The sequence below is a fragment of the Streptomyces europaeiscabiei genome (assembly GCF_001550375.1).
Taxonomy (GTDB): Bacteria; Actinomycetota; Actinomycetes; order Streptomycetales; family Streptomycetaceae; genus Streptomyces; species Streptomyces europaeiscabiei.
In genome coordinates, this window is sequence record NZ_LRTR01000357.1 from 16134 (window position 1) to 27430 (window position 11297).

At 68.5% G+C, this 11297-nt stretch carries 9 protein-coding genes; 3 read left to right on the top strand and 6 right to left on the bottom strand.

Features of this window, described 5'->3' with window-relative positions; all coding sequences use genetic code 11:
* Positions 1–144: 144 nt before the first annotated feature.
* From AWZ10_RS17025 to AWZ10_RS17035, 3 genes are all read left to right on the top strand, one after another.
* Complete coding sequence (locus AWZ10_RS17025; RefSeq protein ID WP_060891477.1) at positions 145–1650, top strand: hypothetical protein; 1506 nt, start codon at positions 145–147, stop codon at positions 1648–1650.
* Between the two features lie 102 nt (positions 1651–1752).
* Positions 1753–2997 (top strand): winged helix DNA-binding domain-containing protein, encoded by a 1245-nt coding sequence (locus tag AWZ10_RS17030; RefSeq protein ID WP_060891478.1) that lies wholly within the window; start codon positions 1753–1755, stop codon positions 2995–2997.
* A gap of 155 nt (positions 2998–3152) precedes the next feature.
* Positions 3153–3437, top strand: a complete 285-nt coding sequence (locus AWZ10_RS17035; protein ID WP_060891479.1) for a putative quinol monooxygenase — start codon at positions 3153–3155, stop codon at positions 3435–3437.
* Between the two features lie 292 nt (positions 3438–3729).
* On the opposite strand, the gene AWZ10_RS17040 is transcribed toward AWZ10_RS17035, so the two are convergent.
* From AWZ10_RS17040 to AWZ10_RS51530, 6 genes are all read right to left on the bottom strand, one after another.
* The gene (locus AWZ10_RS17040) at positions 3730–5010 is read right to left on the bottom strand and encodes a hypothetical protein (RefSeq protein ID WP_060891480.1); all 1281 of its coding nucleotides are present in this window, start codon (positions 5008–5010) and stop codon (positions 3730–3732) included.
* Complete coding sequence (locus tag AWZ10_RS17045) at positions 5007–5273, bottom strand: hypothetical protein (protein WP_060891481.1); 267 nt, start codon at positions 5271–5273, stop codon at positions 5007–5009. The genes AWZ10_RS17040 and AWZ10_RS17045 overlap by 4 nt, the downstream gene beginning before the upstream one ends.
* Positions 5270–7945 carry an SUMF1/EgtB/PvdO family nonheme iron enzyme gene (locus tag AWZ10_RS17050; RefSeq protein ID WP_060891482.1) on the bottom strand — a complete coding sequence of 892 codons (2676 nt, stop codon included), beginning with the start codon at positions 7943–7945 and terminating at the stop codon, positions 5270–5272. The genes AWZ10_RS17045 and AWZ10_RS17050 overlap by 4 nt, the downstream gene beginning before the upstream one ends.
* A complete protein-coding gene (locus AWZ10_RS17055) occupies positions 7942–8721 on the bottom strand; it encodes a class I SAM-dependent methyltransferase (protein WP_060891483.1) in 780 nt (259 codons plus the stop codon). The genes AWZ10_RS17050 and AWZ10_RS17055 overlap by 4 nt, the downstream gene beginning before the upstream one ends.
* A gap of 510 nt (positions 8722–9231) precedes the next feature.
* The gene (locus AWZ10_RS17060; RefSeq protein ID WP_060891237.1) at positions 9232–10611 is read right to left on the bottom strand and encodes an IS1380 family transposase; all 1380 of its coding nucleotides are present in this window, start codon (positions 10609–10611) and stop codon (positions 9232–9234) included.
* 346 nt (positions 10612–10957) lie between these two features.
* Positions 10958–11110, bottom strand: a complete 153-nt coding sequence (locus tag AWZ10_RS51530; RefSeq protein WP_159058293.1) for a hypothetical protein — start codon at positions 11108–11110, stop codon at positions 10958–10960.
* Positions 11111–11297 lie beyond the last annotated feature (187 nt).

Below are 11297 nucleotides of genomic sequence, written 5' to 3' on the forward strand. Positions count from 1 at the left end.
CCAGGTGCCAACTCTCCACTCGCACCTGCTCTTCGTCATTTCGTCATTCGTCATGGCGCCATGGCGGCATGACGTTCTCGTCATTTCGCCTTGGCCATCCCTCCTGCAGCGCACCCCCCTGTCACCGCTCCCGAGGACTCACGCGTGTACAAGCTCAGAAGACATGCCCTGGTTTCGGCACTGTCGGCGATCACCGTCGCGACCCTGCTGGCCACCGGCTGCTCCACCAACTCCCCCGCCACCGTCGACAAGGCGGCCGCCACGACGGCCGAGACCCCCGACCCCGGGGCGGCCGAGGAACAACTCGCCGTCGTCGCCGCCCCGAACGGCGACGCCACCCCCACCGCCGTGGCCGACGCGAACGCGCCCGACCAGGGCAACGCCAAGAAGTCCGCGCTCAAGGTCGCTTCCTACGACAGGAAGAGCGGTCGTACGGTCATCGCGGCACCGCAGTCCGGCGCGGGCGCCGAGCCGTCGGCGACCCCGTCGGAGACGGCGACCACAACCCCGGGCGACTCCGGCGAGAACTCCGACACCGACCCGGGCGCGACCCCTGGTGGGGAGTCCGCGAAGCCGAAGGCCGCAGTGGCCGTCGGTGACGTCATAGCCAGCGCCCCTGCCCCCGGTGCCCCCGACGGCGTACTGGCCGAGGTGACGGAGGTCGTCGAGACCGCGGCGGACGGCGGTACGACGGTCGAGACCGAGCCGGCCAAGCTCAACTCGGTCCTGGGCGAGAGCGAGGCCGACGGTACGGTCCCCGTCGACCCGTCCACCCTGGAGGTCGACCCGCTCGTCGAGGGCGTGAAGGTCTCCTGGGCGAAGACCGGCGACCTCACCTTCGGCCCCGAGGGCGCGAAGCTCCCGCTGGGCAGCCTGCGCATCGACGTGGGCGCCGCCGTGGAGACCGCCCCGGGCGCCCCCGCCTCGGCCGCCGCGTCGGTGGAGGGCTTCGTCCAGCTCGCCCCCGAGGTCGCCTTCTCGTACAACGGTTCCGGGTCCGGCACGGGCTCCTCGCCCGGCGGCGCGTTCCTGGGCCTGACCGGCGACTGGGCCTCCCAGTGGTCGCTGAAGGGCCGCGCGGCCGGCTCGACCAACGGCAAGCCGATCCGTATCCCCTTCGCCGAACTGCACGCCGACCCCGTGATCCAGGTCGGCCCGGTCCCGATCGTCGTCAACCTGGACCTCGTCTGCTACTTCCAGGTGGACGCCGACGGCCGCGTCACGGTCGACGTCGAGCAGGACCTCAAGGGCGACTTCCGCGTCGGCGGCAACTTCACCTGGTCCAAGGGCTGGCAGGGCGTCAGCGAGTCCCACATGACCGGTGAGCCCCTGAAGACGACGGTCACCGCCGTCGGCGACGTCAAGGCCGCGCTGGGCGCCGAGGCGACGATCGGCCTCTACGGCACGGTGGGCGTCACCGCCGACGTGGCCCCCTACCTCCGCGCCGAGGCCGACGCGAAAGCCGAGGGCTCGGCGGACGGCACGGGCTCGGCCTCCGGCTCCTGGGCCCTGTACGGCGGCATCGACCTCACCGGCACGCTCAATCTCCAACTCTCCATCTTCGGCACCCCGATCTTCCAGACGAAGATCCCCCTCGGCGCACTGCACGAGGAGTGGCTGCTGACGAAGGGCGAGGCGAAGATGACGTAACAGGTCGCGCCCCCTGCTCCCCACAGGCCTTGCTCTGCCCCTCTCACGTAGGGGGCGGAGCAAGGCCTGCTGCGTCGGACCCCGGTGCGGGAGAATCGCGCCATGGGGACCAGGAAGCTCACCGCCCGCGCACTCAACCGCGCCACTCTCGCCCGCCAACTCCTCCTCAACCGGGAGCCGTTGGACGTCGTCGAGGCGGTACGCCGGATCGTCGCCCTCCAGGCCCAGCAGCCGGCCTCCCCGTACATCGCCCTGTGGAACCGCCTCGCCCCCTTCGACCCGACGACCCTGGACGCGGCGATGACCGACCACCGGCTGGTCAGGGCGACGCTGATGCGGATCACCGTCCACACCGTCCACGCCGACGACTACGTCCCCTTCCGCGAAGCCATGGAGCCCACCCTCCGAGGCTCCCGCCTGGGTGACCCCCGCTTCAGAGCCTCCGGCCTGACCGCATCCGACGCGGACTCCTTCCTCCCACCCCTCCTGAAATACGCCGACGGCTCCCCGCGCACAGCCGCCGAACTCAGGACCTGGCTGGAGGAACACCTCGGCACCACCGCGCCGGACGCCACCACCGCGCCGGACACGGCCGCCCACCGAATGCTCCGCCATTACGCGCCCTTGTGGCACGCCCCCACCGGCGGCCCCTGGTCCTTCGACACCCGCCAGTCGTACGTGGCGGCCTCACCCCGACCGTCACTCACGGACCCGGACGCGGCCGCCGACGGCCTGCGCACCCTGATCCGCCGCTACCTCCAGGGCTTCGGCCCGGCGTCGGTGGCGGACATGGCCCAGTTCGCGCTGGTCCAGCAGAGACGGATCAGGACGGCCCTGCAGCCACTGTCCGAGGAACTCGAAGTGCTCCAGGCCCCCGACGGCAAAACCCCGCTGTACGACCTCCCCGGCGCCCCCCTCCCACCAGAGGACACCCCCGCCCCACCCCGCCTGATGGCCATGTGGGACAGCACCCTCCTGGCGTACGCCGACCGCGGCCGAGTCCTCCCCGCCGAGTACCGCAAATACGTGACCCGCATGAACGGCGACGTGTTGCCGACGCTGCTGGTGGACGGGTATGTGGCGGGCGTATGGCGCCCGGTGCCTCCGCCGGAGGGCCGGCCGGACGGGCCGGACAGGGCGGGCGGGCTGGACGGCGGAACCGGGGCCATCGAGGCGACGGCCTTCCACCCCCTCCCCGAGGAGACCTGGACCGCCCTGGCCGAGGAGGCGGCGGCCCTCGTGACCTTCCTGGCCACCCGCGACCCGATCCCCTACCGCCGCTACGACCACTGGTGGGCCAAGCCCCTCCCGCCCACGGCGGAGACCCGCCTGCTGACCGGCCGCTGACCACGATCGGCCCCAGGCTTCAGGCAATCGGCGTGGGAGTACCGCGCACCGGCACGACCTCGATGGTGGACGCGCCGATGAGTTTTGGGTCCCATGCAGGTCTCGTTGGGGAGAGCAGCTCAACAGTGCCCGCTCGGGCCTCGAGGAGGAAGAACGTGATCATTGTGGCTGGCAAGCTGTACGTCGACCCCGACACCCGTGGCGACTATCTGGCCGGATGCGATCGGGTGGTCGAGCAGGCGAGGGCTTCCGCAGGGTGTCTGGACTTCGTGCTGGCGGCCGACCCGATCGAGGCGGATCGCATCAACGTGTACGAGCGATGGCAGTCGGACGCCGACCTTACGAAGTTCCGCGTCGCCGGACCCGAGCCTGAGCAGGCGGCTGCGATTCGGGATGCGGACGTGAGGAAGTACCACGTCTCCGCCGTTGAGGCGCCGTAGGACGTCAGGACATGGACGACTCGTCGGTACCCGCTACGGCACGGTGCGGGCGAGATGGACGGCCGGGTCGGCGTCGCCGCGTCAGGCGGCCCGGACAGCGACCGCATCGCACAGAACGCCGGAAAAGCCATCGACTCGGGTACGGATCGTCAGACCTACCGCACTCGGGCATCTCTCCCAGGGGTCTACCGCCGACGGCGTCCGGATGGGGGAGAGGGCCGACTCGGGCAGGCTCACGCCACGTTGCGATGAGGGTGAACACACCATCGGCTTATTTACCGGTGCCAGGGTCCTAGCCCTTGCCGATCCCGCCTCGCAGCGACGACAGAACCAGGCGTCCGTACCGTGTAGTCAGGGCTGCCACCGTGGCAGCGACCGACAGGCCGAGCGATATGAGGAGGTGTGCCACCGAGTGGTCGTCGAGAACTTGCAGGATGCCGAGGGCGGTGCCGAGTGGCAGGCCGAGAACGGTCAGGAGGCCCAGGGCGCCGCTGATCTGTTGGCTTTCCTGAGTCTGGACGAGCCTGCTGTAGTCGCCCGCCTCGGCGAGGATTTCCCCGAAGCGGGCGGGTAGCCGGTGCTGGTTCTGGAAAGCGAGCAGCAGGTCGTTCGCTGGACCGTGAGCTGTGAGGTGCTGCCGCCAGTAGTTGCTGCGAAAGACGGCGATGTTCTTCTCCAAGGTGGCGACGCGTCGTGCGAGCCGTGACGAGTCGAACACCCCGGAAAGCTCGTCGGTGAGTTCATCGATGTGATCGCGTTGGAGAACGCCGAGGAGCAGGGCGTCGAGGTAGACGGTGCGGGAGTGCAGGGCACCGAATTCGAAGAAATCGCCCTGACCGGTATCGGGCCGGTGGCCCAGGAAGGCAGCCCCTTGCCGCAGTACCAGGGCGCTCCAGTCCGCCGAGATGCGCACGGCGTCTTTGAGCTGTTCGTTAGCGGTCTCCGGCGGGAGGGGGAAGTCTTCCGGTGTGGAGCGTGAAGCCAGTTGCCACAGCCATCGGTCGGCGTCGGCGGGTAGTTCCCTTTCCGGTCCTGCGCGGAGGGCGGGAGTGTGTTGTGCGGTCGGCGTCATGAACGCGATCGTGTAAGGCCGGGAGATGGCGAACGGCACGTCGGAGGTGCGGACGCTGGCGACGTCCGCGAGGAGCGTGGCCGGGTCGAAGGAGCCGGTAAGCGGTTCGTCAGCGATTGCCGACCGCCGTCCGGCTAACGCCCGGAGTATGGGCAGTAGTGGTCTCTCCACGCTGAAGTGCAGGACGGCGAGCGCGTGTTCGTGGTTGCGGGCCGTGGCGGCGTGGAGGAGTTCCAGACCGAGAAGGTGCAGCCCATCGTGTTTGACGTCCGTGGGCAGGTGCCAGCGGCGGGGCCGTCCAGGTGCCCCGTACAGAGCTCGGGCGGAAGCGGGGGCGAAGTAGGTCGACCGGGTCTCGGCGTCGGTGCGGCGGCTGCCCAGCTCGAACGGGAAGGGGCCTTCGGCCCAGTCAGGGGTGCGAGCCAGATGCACGGGCAGGACGACGGTCAGTTCCTGGCGTGCCCCCGTGACCCTGCCGAGGAGCGGACCATTGTCGGTCACCGGTAGTACTCGGCCTGGTCGGGCTGGGCGAGGCGGATCACGAACTCGGCACGATCGGGACTCTCGGCACTGATGTGAAAACGCACGTGCTCCCCCGCTCGGATGGTCCGGAATCCTTCGGTCACGATGTGCCGGTAGTCGAAGCTGTAGTACCGCTCGTCTTCATCGTCTCGAATGATGTAGGAGCTGAGCACACCCGTCGGCCCTCCGCCGCTCAGTCGTGTGTCGACGATGGTCCCGTATCGCGGCCGGCCGCCGCTCATGTCGTCGTCTCCTCTGTTCCGCTGGTGCTGTCGTCGTCGCCGATGGATCGCACGCATCGGAAGCCGACCGCGTTGCTCGCACCGTTCTTTCGGTAGACACCCTTCGTGCTGGCCTGCACCGCGCGCATCGGATTGTCGTAGCTGCCACCGCAGATGACGGCCTCGGCGGGGTCGGCCAGGCTGGTGGATGTCCATTCCCAGCAGTTGCCCACCATGTTGAGAACACCGAACGGGGAACGGTTGCCCAGGCGCTCTTCGGCAGATGTCACGCCTGCTCTGCGAAGGGCGTCCCCCGCGAAGTCCTGATACCACGCCTGATACGTCACGACAGGTCGCCCGACCCAGGAGTCGGCACAGTTGACTCGGGTGCCGTCGGGCACGTCACCCCACGGGAACAGCCGACCGTCGGTGCCTCGCGCGGCAGCCTCCCACTCGAGCGCGGTCGGCAGCCGTTTGCCTTCGAAGGCGGCGAAGGCGTACGCGCTCCACCAGCTGACGCAGATGGCCGGGTGGGCGTCGTAGCGCGGATTCTCGTAGTGGTCGGGCCGCCGCAGCCGGTTGTTCCAGGGGCGGTGCGTGATGTCGGCGGGCTGGTCCGGGTGGTCCCACTGCGAGGTGCCGTCCGCTTCGAGAGCGTCGAGGAATCGGCGGTAGCGTGCGACGGTCACGGCGTGACGGTCGAAGCGCACGGGATGCTGGATACGGCGGATCAATAGCCGTTCGGCGGGACCGACCAGGTATGCCCCGCCAGGGAGGACACAGTCGTCCGTCTGCGGCTGGCAGGGCATTCCGGCGAAGAACGCGCGTACTTGCTCAGTGAGGAAGGCACCGCCAGGAATGCCCGCTGCCTCCTCTCGGTGTGCCGGGTCGGTGAGATACCGCGCGGCCAGCAGTTCCTGGTACGCGCTGTGTACGAAAGCGACGTGGTCAGGCCCGGCAGGTCGTAGCAGAGGCTCAAGGACGCAGGCGTCGAGGTCGAGCCGCCCGCCCGTGAACGCGTCGGCCCCCAACTGCCGCAGTAGGTTAAGGAGGGAGAACACGGTCTGGTCGGTGAGGAACGCGTGTCCGAACGCGGCGGACAGCCGCTCCTCAAGGTCGGGCCGCCCTTGCTCGGCCAGCGTCCGAGTGATGTGCGCTCCGAGGATGTCCGCGAGCGTCTGCCCTGACGGAAGGTCCAGCGCAGCGGTGAGACGCTTCTCCAGAGGGGTGGCCTCGGGCTCTGCCAGGCGCACGACATGGAAGTGCGGCACACGCGACGGGTCAAGTCCGTTCGCGTACATCTGCTCGACCAGTTGCTCGGAGCGGCCAGCACCGCTGTCCAGCAGCTGGCGCACCTGGGGCGAGTCCGCGAGGAAGGACACCCGTGAACTCATGACCACCGCCGATTCGGCGGACAGGACGGCGGCAAGATCGGTGAAGAGCCGCAAAAATCCCGCAGGGCTCGACTCCTCGACGCCTTCATCGACGGCATCGAGCACGCACAGTGCGGTCCCGGAGCGGATCAGGTAGAGGAAAAGGTCGAAGGCGCGGGAGCGGTCCGACGGCGTCATGGCCGGTGCCAGGAGCCGGGCCGCGTACTCCGAGAACGGTTCGTCTTTCGGTTTAAGCCCGAGGTCGAAGTAGAAGCGAAAGCGGCGGATCTCAGGGTCGGCCGCGAGCGAGCGCAGGAGCGTGCTCTTCCCACTTCCGGGACGACCGGTGACCAGGACGTTCGCGCTGCTACGTGCGAGGCGCGACAGCAACTCGGCCGCGTCACCGGACTGCACGACCTGCGACTCGCCGGTGCGCTGGTCGGAGGTCAGTGTCGCCGCAGCGACAACGGTCTGCGGCTCGGCCGGTTCGACGGCGGAGGCGGCGCGGGCGAGGTGGCTGTCGAGATTGACGATGGTGTCGAGGAAGCCGTCGTATCGCACGATCCGGAAGTCCTCGCCCAGCAGCTGATGGAGCGGGCCGGAAGCCGCTCCGCCACCGCCGTCGTCGTCTAGGACGACGAACCGGGTGAGCTTGGGCAGGCGGGTACGCAACAGCTCGCCATCGCTGGAGGCGAGGACCGTACTCAACTCGTCGGCGTCCTGGGAGAGCATCAGCTCCACGTATTCGAGCCGTACCCCCGACTCGCGGCAGAACAACTGGTACACGGTGTCCCGGCTTAGGACGAACCGCTTGGCCTGGCGGTAGCCGAGTGTGAGGTACAGGCCGGCAAGGAACTCGCAACGGCGCGCCACCTCGGGGGCCATGTCGGGTTCACCGTCGAGCAGCGCCACGCTTCCGGTGTCGGTGAACCAGATCAACACGTCGACGAGCCTGCGTACCGCCAGTAGCCCGTCCTCGTCGCTGATGTCGTACCCGTCGTGCGTGGACCTGTTGCGGAGCCGTCGGATGTCTTCCAGCGCGTCCAGGACCGTGCTGCTGCGGATATACGGTCGGCAGCGCTTGACGAGGTCGTTCAGAGCCTTCGTCGCAGGATCGCCCTCGATGCCGTGGTGACGCCACAGCTCCTTGAGTAACTTCTCGGCCAGCTTTCCGACCAGGGCGACAGCGTTCTCGGGATAACCGTCGTTCAGGGACCGCAGCGGCCGCGCCAGATCGAGCCCCAGCCGGTCGGCGATCCGCGAATGGTCGTCGAGTTCACTCCTCAGGCGCCGCAGCCGTTCGTCGACCACAGTGCTCACGCGTCTTTCCCTCGCTGCTCCCCAAGGACGAACGCGAACCGGTCGGGAAACACCAGGACGGGCTCCGGATGAGCGGCCCGCATCTCTTCGATGCCCTTCTCGATCTCGCTGTCACTGAAGGTGGACAACAGCGACATATAGCGGGCCCGGACCATGCCGAAGTACTTGTCTCGGTCGATCCGCAGTTCATGCTCGACGTGAGTGAGGCCGGCTTCCAGCCCCGCCGCGCGTAGATGCCCCTCGATGTGCGCCGGGTCCGGCTGCAGTTCCTCGAAGCGGTCGATGGCCGCCTGGAACAGCGGGTACTGAATCGTGGCCGGGAGCATCACCACCAGCAGCCGTCCTCCGGGTGCCAGCCGGTCGGCCAGACCCCGGAGCGTCCGGGCCTGGTCGGCCACATGATGCACCGACTCCTTAAGCCACATCGCGTCGAGCTGCTCGTACGGCAGATCGGCACGCCCTTCGGCGATGTCCTCGGCGGTCGCGACGATCGGCGTCAGGTCTGGCGGAGTCGGGGTGCCGAGCTGACAGAGCATCGCCTCTGAGGGGTCGACGCACAGGATCGGCTGACGCGGCTGCAGCTGCCCAGCGACTTCCTTCGCAAACAAGCCCGTTCCGGAGCCGATGTCGGCGATCCGGTCTGTGGAGCTGAGCCGCAGTGCCTCGGCGATGCGTCCGGACATCCAGGGAATGTAGTCCGGACCGTAGATCCAGTGCTCGTCGTACTCGGCTGCCAGCTCCTCGTAGTGCCCCTGCACATCGTGCCGCCGCTCCACGGTTCCCCTCGCGTCTCTCGACTGTCGCTGGCTGTGCTGTCTGTTGTGCTGCACAGGACATGTGCAGGTTATCGCGGGTGTCTGTACGGCAACAGGGCGTCATCGGGCGAGCGTTGGGGATGGTGTACACCGGTGATGGCGGCGATTTCGCTGGCGAGAGCGGCCTCATCGATTGGACTGTCCTGCGGATGAGCGATTCTGGCGGGCGCTTCGTGAGGGTGACAGAGCGCGATCGAAAGCTTGTTCAGTCTGGAGTGTGCTGTTCCGTGAGGGCGAAGCCCAGTCCGACACCTGCATCGCTTGGAGCAGGGAGATAAGGGTGATGGGTTGGGTCCCTTGCTTCCTTAGCCTCGATCTTTCGTGACGGTCGGCCGACGGAGTCGGCGGACCGTTTCGCTTTCGGTGGCTGAGGATGGGCACGCCGACAGCCCGAGTGTCGTGTCGGGTGGGCGCCGGGTTCCACTTTCCCGGTGTGGTGGTGCGGATCGTTGGGGTGGTCGGTGTGGCTGGTCAGCCGGGGCTCGGCAAGGCATTGAGCCGGTCGATTGCCCGGGTGATCTCGTCGGTCCAGGGCCATCGCGCAGTGAAGCGGAGCCAGCGGCGGCGGCCGGTGCTCACGAGCTGGGCGGCGGCGCAGAACAGCCTCAGACGGAGCTTCTTGGGTTCCCAGCGGCGGGCCTCGCCGGTCAGCGCGAGCATCGGCATCCAGGCGAGGAGGTCGAGTGCGAGGGAGACGATCTCCAGCCAGATCCAGTTCTGTGCGGTGTCGTGCAGGGGCAGATTGCGCAGTCCGGTGTCGCGGGCGCCTCGGATGCGGTCCTCACAGCGGGCCCGGCGGCGGTGACGCAGTTCGAGGTCGGCGAGCTGGCCGCCTCTTGTGTTGGTCGCGAAGCAGGTCAGCCGTAGCCCGTCAAGGTCGGTGAAACGCAACTGGGCGCCGGGGTGCGGCCGTTCCTTGCGGACGACCAGCCGCATCCCCTTCGGCCACGTACTCAGGTCGGGCATGTCCGTGATCTCCGCGACCCAGGCGCCGGGCCGCTCGGTGCCGCCCGCGTCATAGGCCGGCGTCCACGCCTTCTTCGGAATCTTCAGCACAGCCTGGTGGATGGCGTCGGTGATGGTCATTCCGACGGAATACGACAGCCACCGGCCGGGCCTGGAGAGCCAGTCGAGGAAGGCGTGGGTGCCGCCGGCGGAGTCGGTGCGGATCAACGTCTGCCGGCCCCGCCGCAGGTGTCGGGGCAGTTGAGCCAGGGCGAGCCGGGTGGTTTCGATGTGATCGGTGGCGGTGTTGGAGCCGGCGTTGCCGGGCCTCAGCAGCGCGGCCACCGGCTCGCCGGAACCAGCCTGGCCGTGGTCGACGAACGCCACCAGCGGGTGATGGCCGAAGGTCTTCTTCCAGGTCGCGGTGGCATCTTGCTTCTCGGAGTGCGCCAGGACCAGCACACCGTCGATGTCCACGATCACAGTGCCGTCGACGGCCGGACCGTCCGCACCGGCCAACTCCCAGACCCGCGACCGTACTTCTGCCCGCGCCGACCGGATCGCGGTGAGGGCCTTCGGGCCGGCTGCGGCCAGAGCGTCGACGAGACGGGAGACCGTCGGATCGGAGGCCACGGGGCCGAACACGTCAGGCTCGGCCCGCAGTATGCCGATGTCGGCCAGGCAGTCTCCGCCGAGTGCGACGGCCAGGGCCACATCCAGCAGGATCTTGCCCGGATCGTGCACCGTTCGCGGCTTGCGCCACGGCGCCATTGCCGCCGATACCGCGGTGTCCAGGCCGGACGTGCGGACCGTCTCGACCAGCAGCACCGCCCCGGCCTGAGAGACCGTCCCGCGGCCACCGCCCTCGACGCGGACACGCGGGTACAACCCGATACGCTTACTCACCTGGAAAGTGCCTCCGACGGGCGCGGGAACGAGGGCCTAGACAATCCTCATTCTGGCTGGTCAGGGGCATTTTCCGCTCTTCTGACCAGCCGTCGGACAACGTGCTCAGGAGACTCCGCGAAGTTGGCTACGCGGATTCCATCACGCGATGGTGATGAGGCAAACGACCCTGACCGCACCCCGGGTCCCGTTCTTTACCGTGCGGGCGACCTCATCACTGCGAGCATAGACGGACACGCGACGGCGATCGGGGAGTGCTCGGGGCAAGATCGTACGCCCGCTTCACCTGAGGGGTGCTTCTCTCCTCGCACCCAACCGGACCCTCGACAAGTTCCGATGCCGCTGGTCAGGAGTACTTCTCCCAGCTGTGATCAAGTCGCGGACCGCCCAGTTCGTGAAAGCCCGAGGCTAGGCGGTTCAGGGCGTCGGTGTCGCCGTGGTGGGCGGCTTGGTAGGCCAGGGCCTCGCCGCCCTCCCGGTCCCCGGCCCGATGCCGCATCACCGCCAGGAGGTCCAGGCGAACCTCGACCTTCCCGGGCGGCTGCGCCTGAGTGAGGGCGCGCAGGCGAACCAGCTCCTCGTGCGGCTGCAGACCACCGACCCCCTCGCGGGGCCCGGCACAGCGAGGCCCTCATCAACTGGTCCGCGATCACCCTCATGACGCGCCGGCTCACCAGGAAACCCGC

Coding starts and splice junctions, on each gene's coding strand:
- AWZ10_RS17030 (WP_060891478.1), top strand. CDS start 1,753: ATGGGGACCAGGAAGCTCACCGCCCGCGCACTCAACCGCGCCACTCTC.
- AWZ10_RS17045 (WP_060891481.1), bottom strand. CDS start 5,273: ATGAGCGGCGGCCGGCCGCGATACGGGACCATCGTCGACACACGACTG.
- AWZ10_RS51530 (WP_159058293.1), bottom strand. CDS start 11,110: ATGCGGCATCGGGCCGGGGACCGGGAGGGCGGCGAGGCCCTGGCCTAC.